Origin of the sequence: Peribacillus sp. Aquil_B1 (assembly GCF_022603275.1) — a bacterium.
In the GTDB taxonomy this organism is placed as follows: Bacteria; Bacillota; Bacilli; order Bacillales; family DSM-1321; genus Peribacillus.
In genome coordinates this window covers 488,300-509,628 of sequence record NZ_JAKXEE010000003.1, presented here as the reverse complement: position 1 = coordinate 509,628, position 21,329 = coordinate 488,300, and the positions used below count along the sequence as shown (strand labels likewise).

At 45.2% G+C, this 21,329-nt stretch carries 25 protein-coding genes; 24 read left to right on the top strand and 1 reads right to left on the bottom strand.

The genetic code is table 11. The features are described 5' to 3' along the window. Positions 1–9: 9 nt before the first annotated feature. From MPH60_RS20635 to MPH60_RS20625, 3 genes are all read left to right on the top strand, one after another. Entirely contained in the window at positions 10–462 is a 453-nt protein-coding gene (locus MPH60_RS20635; protein ID WP_241589519.1) for a hypothetical protein, read from the top strand. Continuing rightward, entirely contained in the window at positions 459–1,121 is a 663-nt protein-coding gene (locus tag MPH60_RS20630) for a M23 family metallopeptidase (protein ID WP_241589520.1), read from the top strand. The genes MPH60_RS20635 and MPH60_RS20630 overlap by 4 nt, the downstream gene beginning before the upstream one ends. A gap of 82 nt (positions 1,122–1,203) precedes the next feature. Next, positions 1,204–1,692 carry a hypothetical protein gene (locus tag MPH60_RS20625; RefSeq protein WP_241589521.1) on the top strand — a complete coding sequence of 163 codons (489 nt, stop codon included), beginning with the start codon at positions 1,204–1,206 and terminating at the stop codon, positions 1,690–1,692. A gap of 103 nt (positions 1,693–1,795) precedes the next feature. Here MPH60_RS20625 and MPH60_RS20620 read toward each other — a convergent pair whose 3' ends face one another. After that, a complete protein-coding gene (locus tag MPH60_RS20620; protein WP_241589522.1) occupies positions 1,796–2,065 on the bottom strand; it encodes a helix-turn-helix domain-containing protein in 270 nt (89 codons plus the stop codon). A gap of 260 nt (positions 2,066–2,325) precedes the next feature. On the opposite strand from MPH60_RS20620, the gene MPH60_RS20615 reads away from it, so the two are divergent. From MPH60_RS20615 to MPH60_RS20515, 21 genes are all read left to right on the top strand, one after another. Beyond that, positions 2,326–2,592 (top strand): hypothetical protein, encoded by a 267-nt coding sequence (locus MPH60_RS20615; RefSeq protein WP_241589523.1) that lies wholly within the window; start codon positions 2,326–2,328, stop codon positions 2,590–2,592. A gap of 201 nt (positions 2,593–2,793) precedes the next feature. After that, positions 2,794–3,951: an AimR family lysis-lysogeny pheromone receptor gene (locus MPH60_RS20610; protein WP_241589524.1), complete on the top strand. Its 1,158-nt coding sequence runs from the start codon at positions 2,794–2,796 to the stop codon at positions 3,949–3,951. A 16-nt stretch (positions 3,952–3,967) separates the two neighbouring features. Continuing rightward, complete coding sequence (locus tag MPH60_RS20605; protein WP_241589525.1) at positions 3,968–4,120, top strand: hypothetical protein; 153 nt, start codon at positions 3,968–3,970, stop codon at positions 4,118–4,120. A 2,087-nt stretch (positions 4,121–6,207) separates the two neighbouring features. After that, positions 6,208–7,188 carry a hypothetical protein gene (locus tag MPH60_RS20600; RefSeq protein ID WP_241589526.1) on the top strand — a complete coding sequence of 327 codons (981 nt, stop codon included), beginning with the start codon at positions 6,208–6,210 and terminating at the stop codon, positions 7,186–7,188. An 820-nt stretch (positions 7,189–8,008) separates the two neighbouring features. Next, a complete protein-coding gene (locus tag MPH60_RS20595) occupies positions 8,009–8,887 on the top strand; it encodes a hypothetical protein (RefSeq protein ID WP_241589527.1) in 879 nt (292 codons plus the stop codon). A gap of 120 nt (positions 8,888–9,007) precedes the next feature. Beyond that, the gene (locus MPH60_RS20590) at positions 9,008–9,205 is read left to right on the top strand and encodes a hypothetical protein (protein WP_241589528.1); all 198 of its coding nucleotides are present in this window, start codon (positions 9,008–9,010) and stop codon (positions 9,203–9,205) included. Continuing rightward, positions 9,202–9,690, top strand: a complete 489-nt coding sequence (locus MPH60_RS20585) for a hypothetical protein (RefSeq protein WP_241589529.1) — start codon at positions 9,202–9,204, stop codon at positions 9,688–9,690. The genes MPH60_RS20590 and MPH60_RS20585 overlap by 4 nt, the downstream gene beginning before the upstream one ends. Then, complete coding sequence (locus tag MPH60_RS20580; protein ID WP_241589530.1) at positions 9,687–10,619, top strand: hypothetical protein; 933 nt, start codon at positions 9,687–9,689, stop codon at positions 10,617–10,619. The genes MPH60_RS20585 and MPH60_RS20580 overlap by 4 nt, the downstream gene beginning before the upstream one ends. Before the next feature lie 476 nt (positions 10,620–11,095). Beyond that, positions 11,096–11,494: a phBC6A51 family helix-turn-helix protein gene (locus tag MPH60_RS20575; protein ID WP_241589531.1), complete on the top strand. Its 399-nt coding sequence runs from the start codon at positions 11,096–11,098 to the stop codon at positions 11,492–11,494. A 24-nt stretch (positions 11,495–11,518) separates the two neighbouring features. Further along, on the top strand, positions 11,519–11,839 hold the full coding sequence (locus MPH60_RS20570; RefSeq protein ID WP_241589532.1) for a hypothetical protein: 321 nt from the start codon (positions 11,519–11,521) through the stop codon (positions 11,837–11,839). Positions 11,840–12,314: 475 nt separating this feature from the next. Beyond that, positions 12,315–14,141, top strand: a complete 1,827-nt coding sequence (gene terL / locus MPH60_RS20565) for a phage terminase large subunit (RefSeq protein WP_241589533.1) — start codon at positions 12,315–12,317, stop codon at positions 14,139–14,141. Positions 14,142–14,160: 19 nt separating this feature from the next. After that, positions 14,161–15,630: a phage portal protein gene (locus tag MPH60_RS20560; RefSeq protein ID WP_241589534.1), complete on the top strand. Its 1,470-nt coding sequence runs from the start codon at positions 14,161–14,163 to the stop codon at positions 15,628–15,630. Then, positions 15,630–16,457 carry a phage minor capsid protein gene (locus MPH60_RS20555; protein WP_241589535.1) on the top strand — a complete coding sequence of 276 codons (828 nt, stop codon included), beginning with the start codon at positions 15,630–15,632 and terminating at the stop codon, positions 16,455–16,457. Before MPH60_RS20560 ends, MPH60_RS20555 begins: the two co-directional genes overlap by 1 nt. 75 nt (positions 16,458–16,532) lie before the next feature. Further along, a complete protein-coding gene (locus MPH60_RS20550; protein ID WP_241589536.1) occupies positions 16,533–17,159 on the top strand; it encodes a hypothetical protein in 627 nt (208 codons plus the stop codon). Positions 17,160–17,228: 69 nt separating this feature from the next. After that, positions 17,229–18,035: a N4-gp56 family major capsid protein gene (locus tag MPH60_RS20545; RefSeq protein ID WP_241589537.1), complete on the top strand. Its 807-nt coding sequence runs from the start codon at positions 17,229–17,231 to the stop codon at positions 18,033–18,035. 144 nt (positions 18,036–18,179) lie between these two features. After that, complete coding sequence (locus MPH60_RS20540) at positions 18,180–18,563, top strand: hypothetical protein (protein WP_241589538.1); 384 nt, start codon at positions 18,180–18,182, stop codon at positions 18,561–18,563. Further along, a complete protein-coding gene (locus tag MPH60_RS20535; RefSeq protein ID WP_241589539.1) occupies positions 18,563–18,883 on the top strand; it encodes a hypothetical protein in 321 nt (106 codons plus the stop codon). The genes MPH60_RS20540 and MPH60_RS20535 overlap by 1 nt, the downstream gene beginning before the upstream one ends. Continuing rightward, the gene (locus tag MPH60_RS20530; protein WP_241589540.1) at positions 18,883–19,302 is read left to right on the top strand and encodes a hypothetical protein; all 420 of its coding nucleotides are present in this window, start codon (positions 18,883–18,885) and stop codon (positions 19,300–19,302) included. The genes MPH60_RS20535 and MPH60_RS20530 overlap by 1 nt, the downstream gene beginning before the upstream one ends. 3 nt (positions 19,303–19,305) lie before the next feature. Continuing rightward, on the top strand, positions 19,306–19,749 hold the full coding sequence (locus tag MPH60_RS20525; RefSeq protein ID WP_241589541.1) for a hypothetical protein: 444 nt from the start codon (positions 19,306–19,308) through the stop codon (positions 19,747–19,749). 150 nt (positions 19,750–19,899) lie between these two features. After that, a complete protein-coding gene (locus tag MPH60_RS20520) occupies positions 19,900–20,835 on the top strand; it encodes a phage tail sheath subtilisin-like domain-containing protein (RefSeq protein ID WP_336275380.1) in 936 nt (311 codons plus the stop codon). A gap of 17 nt (positions 20,836–20,852) precedes the next feature. After that, a complete protein-coding gene (locus MPH60_RS20515; protein WP_241589543.1) occupies positions 20,853–21,290 on the top strand; it encodes a phage tail tube protein in 438 nt (145 codons plus the stop codon). Positions 21,291–21,329: the final 39 nt, after the last annotated feature.

Genomic DNA, 21,329 nt, shown 5'->3' with positions numbered 1-21,329 from the left:
GGAAACATCATGTTATTTTCACGTAAAGAAGAGGTTTTTACTATTAAAGAGTTTATGGCCCGTAAGGATAGGAACGTAGTCGCATCGGATACTTTCGAATTTAAAGAAGAGGTACGCGAATCACTCGGCGTAATGGGAGCGCTCGGCCTTATCCCGTTAGCCATGAAACCTTTATTCGCCGCCAGTCCTGCGTTTGCTGCCGGAGCCGTTACCGCAACGCAAGCCAGCAACGCTATGTACGACAAGATGTTGCATGCGTTCGATCCCCTTATCGTTTTAATTCAAGCACTCGCGTACCCCGTGGCCCTTACCGTAGTCCTCGGCGGAGCAATTATGATTATGATCGGCGATAAACCGAAAGGCGTTTCCATGATGTCCGGCGCAGGTCTTGGTTATGTTCTCGTCCAAATGACTCCCCTTGTACTCGGAATCCTAGTCGATGCGATGAAAGTTGCCGTATGATAGTCCGCATTACTTCGAAGTTTGGAGCGGTCGATGCGGTCCACAAAACGCCCCATACTGGCAACGATTACGCAATACCGGAGGGAACAACGTTGAGGGCGGTCGGCGATGGCATAGTCGATAAGGTATTCGATGGCTCGGATAAAATCGGGCGGGGCTTATCAGTGCAGTTCGATGATGGTTCACGGGTTATATACGGACATATGAAAGAGGTAAGCGTAAAGGTAGGCGAACACATAACAAACGGTGAGGTCGTAGGACTTAGTGGAAATACGGGACACTCAACCGCCCCGCACTTGCATATTGGCGCGAAGGATGCGGCGGGAGGTTGGTTGGATCCTACACCTATCGGCGAGCGGGTCGTAAAGAGTGCCGGAGATTTAAACATATTCGAACGGTTCATGGCGAATGGTCGAGTCGGTGATGGAATCGGAGATATTCCGAAATTTAGCGTTTGGGAGTTTTTACATGAAAAAGTGGCGGAAGTTACCCTTAACGGCAGCGTTGATTTTATCGCGGATATTGCTATTTCGTTGCCTATCGTCTCCGTTGTTGGCGCTGGCGTGTATTGTCTTATTAACATGTTTAGTAAGAGCCTTGCAAAATGGGGCATGGTAGGGACGGTTATATACGGGATATGCGTTATAAAGAACGTTTGATTTCCGAAACTTCACAAAATTAGACGAATTTACCAAGATACGTGATATTCTAAGGATAAAACTAATAATTGGGGGATGTACGATGAAAAAATTACGTAACAGTATGGGCTTATTATTACTTGCGTTCGCTATTACGGGATGTTCTTCCGAAGAGAAGCCGACGGAGCCAGTTAAGGCAGAGGTTAAGGCGGGGCCGGTGCAGGAAGGCGGAACGGTCGATGTATCCTTTTTTGAGATAGCCGAAAAGGTGAAAGTTACAGAAGCGAAAGCCGAGAAGCATATCGACCTCGTAATTACTGCGGATTCAGAGTTTAATTCGGTTCAATCGGGCTATATTTTTCGCGATGTCGTCGAGCAGACCTACGGATTTTTGCAGCAGTCGGGCATTGAGTGGGCCGAAACAGTTACGGTCGGCGTTATGCAGGGCGGTTCCAGAGTCGCACAGTTTACCGTAGAGACTGCGAAGTTTGAGGCCGGAAAAAACAAAAATGATTCCGTATTGAATGCCTCTACTATCGATAGGATGGACGACGACATCCGCGAATTCGGATCACTGCAGGATAAATGGTAATAAGCTCAGCGCCCGGCTAACGAGTCAGGGCTTTTTTTTTATTTGTACCGAAAGAGGAGAGGAAGCCGTAAATGGCCGCCCCTCCTCTTTTTTGTTTAACCACCTAGTTACCGCCAATACCTCCGTGAGGTTTAACTTGCTCTACGCTGATAAATTCCACAACTTCCTCGATTCGGCAATCCAGGTATTCGCAGATCAATGCGATTACATCTAACGCTATATATTCGTTATTTGTCATTTTCGCCAGGGTAGATGATGAAATACCGATATCATTACGTAAGTCTACACGCTTTTTATCTCGCTTGATAAGTGTTATGTCCATCGGCTTATACGACGGGATAATACCCTCGGCTTTTCTGCGTTCCTTCTTCATTTACCTATCACCTCACCTTCATTTTACCATAAACTTCGCCCATTTGCACAAAAAGTTTGAGAAATCGAATTTATTTAGTATTTTTTGGTTGACATGCCATATACTAAGAGTGTAAGATAAAGACAGAAACAGCGATAAGTCGAACTTAAAAACCGAAATATCAAATTAAATGAGCGATTTAAAAAGAATGGTACGGAGCTTTAAGAGCCGGCAAGCTCACTGTTCTGTACGATTTCGGATATAGGGGGGGTCATCACATTATGAAGGTCTACGTAATAGCAACCGGCGATCCTTGCTGGGAAAACGAAGTAACTGACTATCCGGTGTTTGGCGACAGTTGGATAGTCGAGATTCAAGAGGGTTTTCTTACCTTTAAAAAACTTACTGACAAGCGAGTAAACGGACTGCCGGTCCTCGATATCGGAGTATGTCCACGGTTTGAGATTGTTTGGGATAAAGGAGTGCCGGATTTAGAGTGGTTACGCAGAGCAACGTTACTGGAAGTAATGGAGAAATTCGCAAGATAAAGCCAGTAAGAGCGTGTGAGCTATTACGTTCCTACGTCAAGGGCATAGGCGTAGGAGCAAGTAGCCTTTAACGATATCACGAAATACTACGGAGCGAACGAGCCGGCAAGCTCGTAGTTGTGTACGATTTCGGCACAAATATCGGCATGCTATCGATTTATTGAGCGGCTACTTAAATAAAACTTAGGGGGCAAAATATATATGGATACGAGAAAATTTTTAGAGGAATTAATGGAAGGTAAAGAGCGAGACGTAAAGGCGGCAGAATTAGCAAAAGCTATCGGATGCTCTAAGACTTATATTTCTAACTTTTTCGGTTATAGATGCGAGCTTACGTTTCACGTTTGGGTACGAATAATCAGGTATTTAAAACCGGAAAGAGAATCCGAATTAATAAGCACGGTAACCGAAATGATGCTCTTAGAGGGAGATAGCCCGAAGAATATACGCTCACTAATGGAGTATTATTCTACGCAAAGAAAGATCAGTCTCTTAGAAGCGTTACTCGATTCCGATGAAGTAAAGAGTGCGGGAGTGGAAACTAAGGATTTCGCGAAAATTTACCGTATAGCCTTACAATTCCAAAAAAGGGCCGTTCCTAACGAGGAGCTTTTATTCCAAATAGAAAGCTTCCGCACTCAATCCGTCGAAGCTCAAATATTCGCGAACATTCTAAAGGCTTACGTACTCTATATGCTAGGCGAATATAAAACGGTTTTTCGTCTCGGCAATAGTCTCGAAACTCAAATCGCCAAAATTAAAAACCCACTAATTCGAGATAGCTATTCGGCAAGGATCAGCGAAATAATGGCACGCGGTTATATGAACTTAAAGAACGATGTTAAAAAGGCGAGATTTTACGCTAATGTCGTCCTAAATTCAACGTACTTAGGGAAGGATTTCAAAGTGCATATGTACCACTTGTTAGGAACTTCTTACCTTTTCGAAAGTTACGAAGAGAGTATTAAATGGTTTACCTTATACCGCGATACTATGGAAGAAGCCGGCCGTTACGATATGGCGGACGAAGTAGCCGATAAGGAAATGTTCTTCGCGAGAGTGCTATGGAATAAGGCCGGAGCTAACAGCCACGACAGCCTAGAAAGTGCGCACCACTTGGCTAGAAAAGGCGATGTCACTGCGGTAGAGGCTATATGTAAGGAATACGAAGACGATCCTTTCGCGCTATGTTATCTTGGCATCGCGAAGAAGAATGCGGAGCTATTACTTAAATCGATGGCGAAGTTTATCGAGACTGGCGATAAATTCTACGCTGAGCTTCCGCGACGTGAGCTTACGAATAATCATCCGGATTTTACCGTATCGGCCAACGTAATTAGTAACATCCAAATAGCTTGAAAGGAGGTGAAACGTAATGAAGAAAGTAGTTATCGTAATGTTAATGGCAGTAGCTATAACCGCAGGCTTTTCGCAACCGGCACCGAGCACTAGCACGGACCAAGCGAGTGAGATTATTATAAACGGTCCTGGCGGAGGTATCGGAGGGAATAGATACGTAAGGTCTTAATTATTAGGACTAGGTACTAATTTATACTAATATATCTTTTAAGGCATTCGGACAGCAATCCGGTGTCTTTTTCTTTTAGGTATCCGGCAGCGGTCGCAATTTAGGCGGATCGGCTACGTATGTCGTTTTTGCTTATTCTACACGGGAAAATAGCGCTTGAAGGGTCGAGGGGTTACGAATACCCTCGGAAGACCTTAGCGCCTTTAAAACGCCGTGTATTTCGTGGGAAAATCGTACAGAGAATCGATGGCAAGGGGCTCATTTCAAATGATACCCCCGGAATAATCCCTCAGAGGCCCATACGGGCGTTTTAAGGGGAGGTGGCTGTATTGGTATTCAAACGGCAGACAAACGGATATATGCCCGCCTTAAACGTGCGAGAAACGTATGCCAAACCGTAGGGAACGCTACAAGGCGCCTGAGAGGCCCGTGAGAGCATTTTAGGGGCGGGGTGCTGTATTTACCCTCGGAGGCTATTACGAGGGCTTAAACGCCGTGCTGAGCGTGCGAGAAACGTATCTCAAAGCGTAGGGGAAAGCCTGCCTATGCGAAATCCTTGTTTTTTGGGCGCGTGCGGGCGTTTTAAGACGTGGGGGTTGTCTAGGTATCTAAACGGGGTTAGGAGCGCTATATGCCCGTGCTGAGGCCGTAGGAAACGTATGCCAAGCGCAGAGGGGCGATGGTAAGGCGGTATTACCTTTGTTTAAAGTAAATTGTTAGGGTATTTCCTTCGGGAAGAGCGCCCTCAGTAAAACCCAATTATTAAAGGTCGTCACGCTTTAGCCTTCCAGTCTACTTTTAGCCCTCCATTCCATTTGAGAGGGCGTAAAAGCTAGCCTTACAGGCAAAAGCTTAGCCGAAACGGGCCGGGCAAACACCTAAAAAGATAGTTTTTAAGGCGTTTTTCTTTGAGAAATGTAGGTGTGACGCGGGTTTTAATACGTTTTTTAAAATAAATTTAAATATTTTTAAAAAAGTGTTGACTATTCGTTTTGCTTGCTGTATCCTTAAAAGATTTAGAACTTAAAGAACTTGAACTTAAGTACTTAAAGATCTTAGTAATTAAATACATTGCACCAAATTTAAAAATTTGTTGCCAATAAGCGCGAATAAAAACCGTTAAAAAACTCCAAGTGCTGCCGAAAAGGGAAATACAAAGAACAAGGACCAAGGGAAAACGTTATAAGGCGTCATTAAAGACCTAAGAGACTGCAATCGGACAAAGAACGTGTCCTCTTGCCAATATATTTACTTTTCGATGGACCTTACAAGCTAAGAGCTTTACGAAAAAGGGAGTTGGCAGAGCCGAAGGCGAGGCAATCTTTTGAACTTAATTCGTTGTTATTACGTTGTTCTCGTTAAATTCCCGCTAGTAGGAGTCGATTGATTCCCGCTAATGGGAGTCGGGGGCTGGCGATCCTTCTGGCGGTGGGTAAAGGATTATATAAGATTTCGCGGCTAAAATAGCGCTATCCATTGCGGCAGTAAGCACGGAGCCACTTCTCGTATGTCCGGATAGAAACACACTTTTCGCCGTATTTGTCCGAATGGCGACACACTTTTCGCGTTTGGAAGACTAAGACACCTACCGCAGCCTAAAACGCCCGCAAGCCTTCCGTCAGTAGCCACGGACCCACATTTTCGGCGTTCTGTTTTCGCCACACTAAAACGCGAATATGTTCTGTTTTCGCCACACTAGAATTTTCGAGGAGCCGTTTAAAATTAGCGACGTCGCTAAAATCATCCGATGTCGGACGGTTTAAAAACGAGTACGTGCTCGCATTTGTAAAACGGGAAGACATCTTCCCACTTTCGAACGACCGTACGACATCGTACGTACTCCGAATCGTTGCACGTTCAACGAAATAGCCGGTACGACATCGTACCACTTCGGCGATTAAAACTGACGACATCGTCATATTTGAAAAGGTGCGACGTCGCACTATTTGATTCGTTGAACTGTACGACATCGTACACTTTACGAAGGGTTAGAAGCTTATCCGCTATATTACAATAACAACTACGACTTATATCGCTTATATTCTTATGACCAGGTACTAACTTATAACGAAAGGGGATAATTAAAAATGGCAAACGACTTTAAATCGAAGGTAATCGCGTACCAACAATCGGGGGATAGGACGATCATTAACGATATCATTTCCTCAGTAGAGACTGATTTCATGATAAACCACGGGCGCTATCGTGTTAATGACGGCACAAAGTCCGGAGGCATCCGCATACGACTCGCTAACCACCACGAATATATCTCGTATCGTATCCGGGCTATGCGCGAGCTAATGATGAAGCACGTTAAGGACGAGGTAATCACGAAAAACGATGCGGAATTTCAGCGGCTTCTTTCTATCTTATATATCGACTTAAAAATCAACTTCGCGAAGCCCTGCAACTCGGACTACTACACTTACGAATGGGAGTTAAACGAGGAACTATTCGCGGTACTGGCTCGTAACTGGCGTCAAATTAAGCGCAGGCTTACCGAAGCCTTTGACGAATACCATTTCGCATACTTTAAACGCTTGTATAAGGCTCACCAAGCGGAGGAAATCGAAACTCGCGCGGTATTTGAGGCTAGGAAGAAGGAAATTGAAGAGTCGGCAGTCTCCGGAATCGAGTACGCCTTGAAATTCGTTAACGCGGACCGTAGCGAAATGGAAATCGTGAAGTACATTAATAAAACGTTTAGCTGCAGATTTGCTGACGATGAGAAGGAGCGCAACGGAATGCGTAAAATACAACGTAAAGAGGATGGAAAGCGAAGTAATCACGTAGTAACGCCGCACTTTGCGGAGGATAACTACCGTACAGCGTTAGGAATTGACGTAACGGTCGAGAAATTGAAGAGATTAAACAAGGGGCAAAGCGAATTCGTGGAGCAAATCGTGGATATCGTTATCGCGGACCGGATAAAAGGTGCGATGGAAAACTACACTTGCGACCTATCGGGCGAAATATTGATACGTAAGGAGTACATTTCGGCAGAATTAGGGATAAAAGGGGCCGCGGTTAGGCAAAAACTTAAAAGAATTAAGGAAAAGCTTGCATAAAGTGTCACGCTATACCTGTATTTATAAAATAGTGAAGGGATAAAAGGAAGTAAAGTACTTTTTCTCTTCCCCTGAGTGTTTGTTTTTGTGGGACTTACTAACGAGTCCCTTTTTTTATTCAGTTTAGAAAATATTTTTAAATAATAGGTAGCTATTTTGCTCTCCCGACACCTATAGATGGGAAAGAGAAATAATAACCTTCGTTTTCGCCTTTTAAGCACCTATAAAGGGGGAGAAACTTATTTTAAAAATAGGTTATATTTTCGCCGTTTAGGCACCTATAGATGGGATGCGGAAAATTTAAAATTGAGGTTGTGATTTCGCCGTACGAACACCTATAGATGGGGAAAGGTAAAGTTTTTATAATCTAACACAATTTCGCGTTTTAGACACCTATAGATGGGAAAGACAACTATTTCTGAGTAACGCGGTGCAATTTCGCCTTTTACGCACCTATAGAGAGGAATAGGTTGCAATTTACCCTTATAAGCACCTAAAGGTTGAGATAGGGTATATTTTAGCCTCTCAGCCGCCGTTATGTTTAGAAACAGAAATACATACCTTCTGCTAACGCGGAGGGATAAATATTTAAAAGGAGGAATTTATAATGGAAAAATTGAGCACAGAGCAAATAGTGGATATGGTGAAAGAACTTAATGAAATACGGGAACTAATGAAGTCTATCAGCGGGAAAATGGACGAAATCATTAAGAAATAACGATCATTAAAACTAAATATAACTTTTTCGGGAGCTTGGTAATTATACCGGCTCCTTATTTGCGTTCAAAAAAAACTTACTTATAAAGGGGAGCTATTTATTATGAATACATTATCGATTATTGAGGTTAACGGGAAATGGTTTTGTCAATCTAACGAAGAATTAACATTAGTACACGGAGAAAAACGACTACGCAGAAAACACTTAATCGACGGGACTGGCAAAGTGGTCGCTAAGTGCTGCTCGATATGTGACGAAATGAAAATCGCAACTAACGAATTCTTTCGCGCTGATGACCGCAGGTTTACCGGCCTACAAGCCAAGTGTAAAAGTTGTCATTCGGCTATGGATGCGGTTAACAAAACGGGCGCATCGGTTCGCGGCGGAGTTAAGAAAACGCAAAAGCCTCGCGCAGAGCGCTTTTATAACGAAGACGGCGAGTGCATCGCGAAAGTTTGTCCAGGTTGTTCGAAACGTAAAGAACGCAGTGGATATCGCGCAGCATCGTATAACCATGACGGCATGTTTCCGTATTGTACCGACTGCACGACTGACATTTCGAATCGTGTATCGAGTCAGAATGCGCGTGCGATTAGCGCAGGATTGCCCGGCACTCTTACGGCTAAGGAATGGGAAAATACGCTTGAAGTTTTCGGCGGTAAATGTGCGCTCACGGGCGAGGATATCGACCTTTCTTTCGAGCATGCGGTACCAGTATCGAAGAACGGCGGCACAACGGCTTATAACTGCTATCCGGTATCAGCTACGCTTAATCGTTCGAAATTTACGAAGCACCTGTTTAAATGGGCGGAGACTGCCGGAGTTGATTCGGTTCGTTTCGATAAGCTCGTTAAGCACTTGGCGGATCATTGCGACATGACACCGGCCGAGTATCGCGACTTTTACGATTGGGCTTACGAATCGACGGGCGATGTTTCTTTGCGCGCTTATAAGAAATTATCGTATAAATCCGCATCTTAACAATACCATACAAACTCATATAAAACAAGCATTAAAACACGCCGGCACCGAATGAAAATAGAATTTCGAGGCGAGCTGACCGGCGTAAAATACTTATCTAAATTCAAGGGGGCAAACGTAATGACAGAATTAACGACGAAAGACCTGTATTTTTCATATTCTCCTCCACAATATCGCTTTATTAAAGCTTCGGGGATTAAGTTCCTTTGTACGGGGCTAAGCGAGAACACGAGCCGCCAGTTTTGGGCCTACCAACGTACGCCGGGGCTTGATAACGTTTTGAAACAATACTCTGCGGCTAAGCCAAGCGGGCTATGAGCAACGAAAGGGCGCTACGCCTTAGACTCGAGCATTTCGTAAAGCAAAACGTACACTATGCCATTTTCGACAAGCTAAGCGAAGACTCAACGAATCGCTTTTACGAAAAAATGACGATCCTATTTTGCAAAGAATATTCGCCGACAGCAACTTACGGCATCAAGAAAGCCGAAGTTAAAACGGCATTAATCGAAATGATAGCGCGGCTCAACAAAGGGCTGGTTATCGACCTCAACAACGAAAACTACTACGTATATAAATCCTTCTTAAATACGCATTACATCGTCCGAGCAAGCACGAAGAAAGCCGCAATCGAAACGGCAGGGCTAGCGACTAAGTACAACGTACCTGCCAGTAAACAATCGTTTCAGCAAATCGCCGGTATTCGCGGCGGTTCTTTCGTTATGTCTACGGGCGAACTAATCGAAATTGACGAACCATATTTAAACACGATTAACATATTTGAAACGGAGGCTCCAAAATGACGAGACAAACGGAACTACAGGCGTGGAATAACTTAACGATACCGCAGAAAAAGGGCTTCATGGCGATTAAGGAAAACGCAATCGTAAAGGACGGCAAGGTATACAACGAACACGGCGAAGACATGTCGCATCGCGCAGAGATAGCGGTAAAGACTACGGAGAAGCAACGCAGAGGCAAACAAGTAACGGACGAACTTAAGGAGCATGAAGCGGAGAACGGCGGCTTTGTGTTCGCCTTATTCGAGACGTGTACGACGATGGCCGGGCGTTTCCCTTCGTTAACACAGGCGGACCTAGCTCGCTTAATGTTCGTCGGGACATACACCGGATGGCGCTCAGGTCGCCTGGAATACGATAACGGTCGCGTAATAGACCGCAAGGGGCTCGAAAAGCTAATCGGAATAAGTAGGCCGAAGTTCAGCACGTTCTTTAAAAAGCTGATTACCGAGCAAATCGTACAGGAAGTCGGGAAAGAGATTATCGTTAATCCTAGCGTGTTCTATCGCGGATCACTTAAAGAGGCCAAACTCGATAAGCTCGACGAATACAGACATACGCGGTTATTCCGCAAGACAGTCCGGGACTTATACGAATTACACCAAGGAAAGAAAACGGCTCAGTTAGCGGTAATATACGCGGTCCTTCCGTTCCTCAACTTCAATACGAATATAGCGTGCTTCAATCCGCAGGAGAATAACGGAGATGAACTGCGCCCGATGTCGTTGGAAAACGTAGCGGCTGCGCTTGGCTACCAGGATACGCATAAGCTTAAGGTTGCGCTCGAAGCCGCAAAGGTTGACGGTAAGCCGGTGTTTTGGTTGCCTCCGAATGTTAACGATAAGAGGCAGCGCAGGATAATCGCTAATCCACGGGTAGTATACGCAGGTAACGCCGAGTCATTAAAAGCGGTTAAGGCGATGTTTAACTAAGCGTAAGTCGTTCCGACCTAAGACATTGCAAGCCGGCCCTAACGTGCCTTACTTGCCCTATATATATTCCCTTTTCGTAGGTTCTTAAAAGAGAAAACATTTGGCGCGAAATGAACATGCTCTTTGTTCATGGAGCGCAGGGTTCAAGCCCTTAGAGTTAGTACTGATTAAGAGGGATAGAATTCTGAATAAATGAGCAAAAACACAATATGTAGTAAATAAACCTTGTAATATAAACGTTAATCATACCATATATAGTGATTTTACCTTTTTTATTTTGTTCCCTAAAAGCAGTGTATTTCCGGGATTTTGTTCCCTAAAAGCAGTGTATTATTTTTTGCACCTTAAAACCTAACTATGCAGTATATGAAATCGCACCTACTAAACGGAGGAGTTAACGCAATGAACGCACTAGAACGTTTACTCATTAAGCTATATATCTCGCAAGGAGTACGAAATCAAAGGAGGGAAAGACGATGACATTATCACAACTAGGACCAGAACATTATAAGGCAATGGCGCTACTGGCTACGCCTAAACGTGGCGGTCTAACATTCGAACAGATTGCGAAGGAGTGCGACATACACGTTAATACTTTGCTTAACTGGCGGAAGGATCCGTTATTCGAAAGGGAATTTAAACGTGAGGTTATACGTGGTACTCAGGACAGATTACCGGAGATGATGGACGCAATGATTAACGCAGTAGTCGAAGATAGGAACGCAGCCGCCGCCAAGCTAATCCTTACAGCTAACGATATGCTTACGGATAGAGTCGAAGTTAATGCGGAAGTGAGTACGGATAAGAGCCTCGATGCAGTTAAGGCGAGGATAGCAGCAATGCGTAAGACTAACGAATCCACAACGGAGGAATAAGCGGACTATTATATATGAAGGAACTTGTCACGGTGGCTTATATCGGACTGTTTAACGTTGTGCATTACGGATATACTTTCGGCTGATTACATCGGTTGCGGGTATCTGACGCGTGCCCTCCTCGAAACTTTTCGGCGTTTCCTTTATGCAGTCCAATCGGCGGCACGATGCGAACACCGGCGCCATAAACCGCGCTATATCAACGATGTATATAACGGTGTATATTCGATAATAAATGTGCAGTCGAAGAACGGCGGTACGACAGCGTTTGTGCAAACGGAGAACTACCGCGTATATCTATTATGTAAACAAGGTTTTGAATACCGAGTGTATGCCGGTGTATAAACGGAGGGAGTGTCGGTGCATATCCGCAGGGGCTACGATAAGCCTACCGCCTGCACACCGCAGGGCTACCGACTGGCAGTACCGCACAGCTCCGAGCTACACATCGCATGCACACTCGACAGTACTGCGCCGGCCGACGAAGCAAGCACACCGCAAGCCTAGCGCCTGCCGACCGCCTGCCCTACCGCATCCATACGCAAGGGATAGCGTGGCATATACGTACGTACGCGAGAAAATAAATAATAAAACGTTATTATAATTAATTTTTATTAACGAATGGCCGCCGGGTGCCCTCCGCAAGACGATCCGAGAGGGGGCCGCAAGGGGGTCGGGCCTTCCGATTTCCTAGGATTAGTGCAGAATTAATCCGCGCATCATTTTTAAACTCTGAATTCCTATCGCATGCCTAACGGTAGGAATAATCGAACTGCCTACGCCACTCAACGAAGCGGACCGGTGGCAGTCTTACATAGCCGTGATTTCAGCGGTAATAAAACTAAACGGAAAGGAGGCGGTCGCTATCGCATGGGTTAGCGGAAAATGGATCGGGCGCGAAGAACGCCAAGAATTAATCGACAGCACGGCAGAGTTAATCGATATCATGCTCGCAAAGGAAAGCGATGGCGACTTTACTCCGGCCGATTACGTAGAACTTGAAGGCTTTATGGACGAACTAGAACGACTTAAACGGATACATCGCGCAGAGGTCGACTTGCTTTACTTCTCACTCGAATACTTTAGCGAGCCCTTTAATCCCGGAAATGGTGGGAATTGGGACGGTTTCGAATTAGAGTCAGCGGAAGCAGGGGCGGAGTTTCACCGTGAAATATGCGCCAGTATTGACGAAGTATCAAACGAGAATAAAAACGCCAAGATTGCACGCGCAGCACCTAGAAGTCACGGAAAAAGTTCGTATTTAAGTAAGGCCGCACCACTGAGAGAAACCTGTTTTCGCAAGCGTAAATATATAATCATCATTTCGGAAACTCCTTCCGTATCGGAACCGAATCTTGAATGGCTGGCAACGCAGCTTAAAAATAACGCAAAGCTTCGCGAGGATTTCGGACCTCTATTATCGCCGAAGCAACAATTAAACCCGAAGGATAATACGACAAGCTTTATCGCATGGGAGCCGCAGGGCAAAGAAGGAACGCCGAAGCTTTTAACGATGGTTCAAGCGGCATCCACGGGCCAAGCGCTCAGGGGCCGAAATTGGCAGGGCGTACGTCCGGACTTAATTATCGGGGATGACCTCGAAGATATTAAGACCAACGCAAGCACGAACGAGCAACGCGAAAAGCTTAAGGATTGGATGGCTCAGACGGTCATGCCGTTAGGAGATGCGAAAGGCGAGAAGACGGCCTTTATCGTAATGGGAACGGTCGTACACGAAGCAAGTTTGCTCAATGACTTAATACACAATCGCGCCGACTTCCAATCGAAGAAGTATCGCGCTCTTATTAAAGAGCCGGACCGTATGGACTTATGGGACGAATGCAAATCGATATATCAAAGCGATTCCATTCCGATTAATGAACGCGAACCAAAAGCCCGCGAATTCTACGAGGCAAACAAAGCGGAAATGGACGAAGGGGTCGAGGTACTATGGCCGGAAGTACAGTCCATATGGAAGCTATTAACATGGAAGTGGTCGAATGGCTCAAAAGCCTTTAATACGGAATATCAGAACGAGCCGCGCGATGAGGAATCGCAAATATTCAATCCGAGCACGTTCCGTTATTTCGACGAGTCTGATTTATACGATAACGGTCGCAGGATGCCGTTAGACTATTACGCTTATTGGGACATCGCAGCCGGCAAGAATTCTCGCTCAGATTATAACGCGATAGTTACGATAGCAAGGAATCGAGTGACTGGCGTTATCTATATCGTGGACGCTTGGGCGCAAAAGTGCCTCGCACACAAAGCGCTTGATAAGGCAGTCGAGAAAATAAAGGAATTCCAGCACGTTGTTTTTGCCGTAGAGACGATCGGCCTTGGACACGACATGCACCGACAATTAAGCGAACGATTAGCGAAGGAACGTATTTACTTTCGTACAAAACTTAAGCCAATCGGACACCACGGAACACAGAAAGAAAAGCGAATAGAAGCATTGGAGCCTCTTTGTGAAAGTGGCTTTTTGCGTTTCAATAAGCATCACAGCTTGTTATTAGAGCAATTAGAGCAATTCCCAACGGGCCAGCATGACGATTTACCGGATAGTTTGGCCGGAGTAATCAGCGTAATCGGCGGCGGGAGGATGCGCAGGACATATAAAACGAAGCCAACAGGAACATAAATCATTAGGGGGTGCGGTATTGAGTCTATTTAATGTCGGCGAGTATTTTCCGCCACAAACACACCAGGAACGAGTAGAGCGGTATCGAAAAAATAAACTGATTTTTAAAGGGGATCACAGCTTATTCAATAACGACGTATTAACGGGGGAACAAGCAAGCCTCGTTTTTATCGCGTCCAATTTACCGGGCACTATCGCGAAAAAGTCAGCGGATTTTCTTTTCATGGAAACGCCGGTTTATAGCGCGGGCAAGGATTCAAACTCGAAGGAACAAAAGGCTATCGAGCGATTAGTCGAGGAAAACGACCTTCACATTACGAACTACGAATCGGCTTTATCGAATGCTTATCGTGGGGATTCCTTCTATAAGATACGTTGGGGCCAGAAATACGGCGGGCTATTAAACGAAGACACGGACCCTTATCGAGTGTTTATCGAAGCTCAGAAAGCCGGGTACGTATTTCCCGAAACTTTAGCCGGAGACGATACGAGCATATATGCGTACCATATCGCGGTGCCGAAGGTAGTCGATGGCACGGGCGACCAAGATTGGATATTGAACGTTGAATCGCATTATCCTGGCAAGATTACGTATTCAAAATACCGGATGAGCCCTTTTAGGAATTCCAGTTTCGAGAACGCGGTCGTTGAGTGGAAGATTCAAAGCGAAATCGTAAACGAACAAAGGGAAATATCTACGGACGTACCTTTTCCATTACTCGTACACGTTCCCAACTATTCGACCGACGAGGATTGGCAAGGGATTGACGATATCAGTGAGAACGAAGGGTTATTCGCCGAGATTGACAACCGCCTCAGTAGAATCGCAGAAATTCTCGACAAACATTCGGATCCATTGCTTATCGTACCTTCCGGAACACTCGGCGAAGATGCGCAAGGTAATCCGACATTCAAAACAAGCGAGCATAAAGTCGTTGAAATAATGGATAAAAGCGAAGTCGTACCGCAATACGTAACATGGAACGGGCAACTCGACGCAGCTTTTAAGCAGCTTGAACTATTGCTCGAGCATCTTTTAATCGTTTCCGAAATACCTCCGGTCGCACTAGGTAAAACCGATAGCGGCACGTCAGGAGCATCGGGATTCTCCGTAAAATGGCGCTTAAATCCATTGCTTGCGAAGGTGAGCAGGAAACGCCAGTACTACGACAAAGCGCTTAAACACGTTCTACTCATTGCGCAATTATTGGAGCATGCCAAGTCGAGCCAGAAACCAGATTACGAAGTTACGGTCCCGAAAATCAAGTTTAAAGATGGATTGCCGGAGGACGCGTACGAGCAAGCGCAGATTACGCAAATACGTACAGGCGGTAAGCCGGTGCAATCACAGTTGCACGCAATCATGGAGACACACGGATACACCGAAGAGCAAGCAAGGATCGAGCTCGCAAGGATTAACGAAGAAGAAGCATCCGAAAGTTTCGTCGATAGTGACGTATTTAATTCGGAGGGCGGAGGCGATAACTAATGCCAGAATTAACGCCTAACTATGATTACGATTCCGAAGTATTAGTAAAAGCATATCAAAAGGCAATCGACGATATCTTACGGGAGCTTGAACGAATGGACTTATCGGAGTTTAGCCGGGCGAATCAACTGGCGACTTTAAAGTCCGTAGGCGAAATATTAAACGGGCTAAACAAAGAAGCGGGAGAGCTTGCGAAGCTGAGTATCGAAAAGGCCGCGAAGGATGGCGTAATCAATGCGATTATTTCGCTTGGAGTCGTTGAGACAGTCGCAGAGGCCGAGAATATAGTCGCTTTTAACCGAGTCAATAAGGAGTTAGTAAAGGCAGTCGTAGCAGATACGCAAAAGGATTTACTCGCCTGCTCGCTAAACGTAGACAAGAAAATCCGGGCAACCGTGCAGAAAGTAAGTGCGGAAGTCATGCGGAACAATCTAACGCGAGGAATTAACGCAACGGCTACGCTACGCCGCGACATCACCGCAGAGTTACGAAAGCAACTAGGCGAAGCGGTTAATACCGGAATAATCGATGCTGCGGGCCGCAAGTGGAGGCCGGAAAAATACGTAAATGTATTAGTACGTTCGAAAATGATGGAAGCCCACAAAGAGGCGACCGTTAACGAAGCACTTAGCCGCGAGGTACTTTACGGCATTATCAGCAAACACGGAGCGAAAGATGCCTGCGCCAAATGGGAGGGCAAGGTCGTAAAGTTTACGCGAGGAGCGCCCGGAGATTATCCGTTTATCGGCGACCTCCCGAAGAACGAAATTTTCCATCCATTTTGTCGGCATCTTATAACGCCCAAACGCAAGCCCGAACGAGTTTAATATTTGACCTGGCGGAAGTCATTAAAAGACGTAAATTCGTGTCGTTGCACGTTAAAAACGAAAGGAGCAAAACACATGATTAAAAAGGACTTACTAAATTTAGATTTACAATTCTTTGCGGAGGAAAACGCTGGCTCGCCTGACGGGGCGGAAAATACGGAAGAACAAGCGGGAACTCCAAACGAAACGGAGCAAGAAAAAGTAATGATTCCGAAAAGCCGTTTCGACGAGATTAATCAGAAATACAAAGATGCGCAGGCGAAGCTAGATGCGGCTAACGCGGAGAAGCAGTCGGCGGATCGTAAAGCGCAGGAAGAATCGGGAGAGTTTAAGTCGTTATACGAAACAACTTCGAAGGAATTTTCCGAGTTTAAAGCGCAGTATTCAAGCGTTGAGGACCGAAACAAACAACTCGAAGGAGTCATTAACGGGCTACTCGAAACTAAACTGCAGTCAATTCCGGAAGATTACAGAGATTTAATTCCGGAAAATTTAACGCCAGAGTCGAAGCTTGAATGGATAAACAGAGCGGAGACAAAAGGGTTATTCAGCAAAGCACCACAGCAACCGGTCGGAGAACAAACGAACGGGAGCGACAAGACAGGAATTACGAAAGAACAATTTAGTAAAATGTCATACCCGGAAAGAATGAAACTTTTCGCAGACAATCCGAACGAATATAACCGATTGACAAGTAAGTAGGTAGCCGTAAAAGCTAGCTGCTTTTTTTATTAACAAAACAAAAAACCAAAAACGAGGAGATGTTTTAAAATGGCACAAACAAAATTAACTAATATGGTAAACCCGAAGGTAATGGCAGACATGATCGGGGCTTCACTTCCAAGCAAAATTAAATTCTCACCTTTAGCAGTAATTGATACAACTTTAGTCGGTCAAGCTGGCGATACGATTACAATTCCAAAATACGGATATATCGGAGATGCGGACGATTTAACTGAGGGAGTAGCAATGGGTACAGTCGTACTTACTACTACTACTCAACAAGTAACAATTAAAGAAGCAGGTAAGGCCGTTGAAATCACTGACCAAGCCGTACTTTCTGGTTACGGTGATCCGGTTGGAGAAGCAGGTCGTCAATTAGAAGACTCAATCGCTGCAAAAGTAGACAAAGACCTTGTAACAGCTCTAAACGGTGCTACTTTGCTACAAAATGCTTCCACGGTTGTTATCTCTTATGGCGGTATCGTTGATGCAGTTGACAAGTTCCAAGAAGAAGACGATGAGCAAAAAATCTTATTCATCCACCCACTACAAAAAGGAACTTTACGTAAAGACCCTCAGTTCATTGCGAACGTTCCTAATGCTTTCATGACTGGCACAATCGGTGAAATCGCAGGATGCCAAGTAGTAGCTTCGAATAAAGTCCCTAACAACGCAGGAGTTTACACTAACTACATCGTTAAGCCGGGCGCACTTGCAATCTATCTTAAGCAAGATGTACAAGTCGAAGACGATCGCGATGTACTTGCTAGAACTACGGTTATCGCTGCTCACGAACATTACGTGGCTGCACTTAAAGACGATTCAAAAGTAGTTAAATTACAAACTAAAGCTTAATAAATAAGGGGTGATTTACATGTTACTAAGACGACATAAAGATTTACGTTTAAAAGAAGAAGTAAAAGCGAACGAACCGAAAAAGGCGGAGGAAAAGCCGAAGAAAGCTAAGCCCTCCGAAAAATAAAAACGGAGGTGTTTTAGATGGCTTTATCAATATTCGAAGCTGACGATTATGTTTCGCAAAATGTTATCGATATCGAGGATTGGGAGAACGCGGACGACGAGAAAAAGCAACGGATAATTAACGTTGCGAGTAGGACGATATCCGACCGTTACAAGGATTGCGTAATTCCAGACGAGGCCGTTTACGAGTTTGTTCCTAAACTTGCAGCGGTCTTTAACGATACGTACAAAATGCAACAGTACGGCGTACAGAGCCTTTCCTTCAAAGGAATCGCGTATGCCTTTAGAAATGGGGAGGCCGATCTTAGGTCCCTTATTCCGGCAACCTCAATCGGCTTAATCAGCGATGCGAACGGCGGAATCACGGTATCGAAAATACGGTGGGGAAGGTCGGTGCGCTAATGGCATTAATCCCTTTGAATCAATACGTAACAATCATTCGGCAAGGGGAAGCGGACGAGTGGGGCGAGCATCATACGCCCCCTAACCGTATTCGAATGAAATGCAATTTAAACGAAGACAGCCAACTCGTACAAAATCAGATAGGCAAGGAAGTAGTCGCGGGAATGGAGATTATTTTCGATAAGTTGGCGGATATACGTTACGAGGATCAAATCGAATATACAAACGAGCTTAACCAAACGATTACCCGCAGTCCTATTCGCATTACTCCCCAAAGGATGATAAACGGTAAGGTCGTTCAAACGGCGGTGTTTGCGTAATGGCTAAAGAATTTACGCTAGACTTAGGACCACTTGAAGACCTCATACGGAAAACACCGGAAGCAGTCGCAAGGGGCGCGAAACTTGCGCTAGATGAGATTAAGGACGATTGGGTCGAGCAGGCCCGTAATATTGCTCCGTTAAACACCACGAACTTACGGCGAGAGATTGACGGGGAAGTAACGGGGTCCGGCTTCGATGCGAAGGTTATTGTCGCGGCAAATGCTACGGGTAACTACGGAGGAAAAGATTTCAACTACGCGTACTACATTCACGAAGGACATATGGCCGAGGATGGGAAATCATTACGCACAGCCGGCACGGTCGAGAAGTTCTTGGAGGAATCGCAGGACGAGGCGAAATGGCAACGATGGCTAGAAGAGAACATTAAGAGCGAGTTAAATGGGGAGGGGTGGTAAACGGTGATTGATATTAAAAACGAGGTCGATAGTCTAGCGGATTATATTTCGGATAATCTATCCGAGGTTAAAATCCTAAAGAAATCGCCCATTAAGTATAATTCTGGCGACCTCCTAATCCGTTTTGTAAAAGGTTCAACCGAATCGGAAACGGGTTTCCATTACCGACTCGATCATTCTTTTCAGATAGTTTATTACGGCGCTTCCGACTTGGATTGTATATCGAAGATGGGTCAAGTACAGCATTTTTTCGGTGATAAAGTATCAATTCCTTTAGAGGGCGACGAGTCTCGGTACTTAGGTATCGAGTCTTTTTCGTTGTCGCAAGCATTTCAAACGGAAACGACAGGCATTTACGCAATTATCGGAATCGTGGAAGTCTCAATACGGCAAGCACGAAGCTACGAACAAGCAACGAAAATACAAAACGTGGAGGCTCGCTACTAATAGCGGGCTTTTTTTATTACGAAAGGGGACGGTCAAATGGCTTTTCAACAATGGGACCCGGCAAACGAACCAATTCGCCCAGGTCTTTATACAAACTTCAAAGAAGCTGCGGCGCTACAAATCAAAGGAGGCACACGCGGTATAGTCGCCATGCCTTTAAAAGCTTACTCCGGCGGAACTGCGGCAGCTAAGAAATTCTATACGGTCAGTGACGAGCAAGGGGCGCTTGAACTTTTCGGCTCAGCGAATATCCAATCGATTAAATTCGCCCTACAAGGTGGAGCTAAAGAAATCCTAGTTTACACAATGCCGGCAACGCCAGCGGTACAGGATTACGTAGACATGCGGAACGCTTTCGAAGCTCGCCCGTTTAACGTATTCGTTTTTGATGGCGAAGCATCTTCGGCTGAAATGACAAATACGAAGGCGTGGCTTGCAGTTAATCGCACAGAGAAAAAGCACTTCATGTTCGTAGCAGGCGGCACAGCGGCGGACGACCAAGTACCGGCTACAGGAAATACACGTACAGTCGGCTTTAACGACGAAGCAATCGTTAACTTGATTACTGGCGTAACTATCGGCGGAGTGAACTATTCAAGTGGGCAGTACGCATCGTTTATCGCAGGACTTATCGCAAGTACTCCGATTAATAGGTCGATTACTTATACGCAGGTACAAGTAGACGACGTAACAAAACGCTTACGTAATAGCGAAATCGTTACTGCCCTTACAGCAGGTTCTTTCGTTCTTGTTAACGATGGCGAAAAAGTAAAGGTCGAGCAAGGGATCACGTCAGGCGTAAAGAAAATCCGTACAGTTCGCGCACGTCAAGCCGTTGCTACAGACGTGGAAAAAACAGCACGCGACAGCTACATCGGAGCACTTGACAATAACGCCGATGGACACGCGGCACTTATTAGCGCTATTAAAGGCTACCTAGAGCAATTAGAAGCAAGCAACGTTCTTACAGCGATTCAAGTCGGAATTGATCCGCAATTCGAATCAGTAGGCGATGCGGTTTACTTGTCAATCTCATTCACGGAAATCGATTCAATGGAACGCATTTTCTTAACAATTAACGTTTAAGGGGAGGGTGAAAAATTATGGTATTAGATTCTAGTCGGACAATTAACGGCTCATATGGCGCAGTTTATCACGAAGGACAATGGTTAACAAATATCAAATCTGCCGAGGCAATGGTAGAAATCAACAAAGAAGAAATTCCACTATCGGGCACTCGTTGGATGGGACACAAAGTAACAAGCCTTACAGGATCGGGCAGCATGACAGGATACAAAGTAACTTCCGACTTTATTAAGTTGGTAGGAGCGGCGGCATACGACGACAAAAAGCCTTATGTTACGGAGCTTATTATGAAACTAAATGACCCGGCAGCATTCGGAGCAGAACGCGTTCGCTTGAAAGCAGTACAATTCGACCGTATCCCACTTGGAAGCTTCGAACTTAACGCAATCGTTGAGGAAGAGCTTCCTTTTACGTTCAGCGGATTCGACCTATTAGACGCAATTAAACAATCGTAACATTCGGCGGGCCTTCGGGCTCGCTTTAAATTCGAAAAC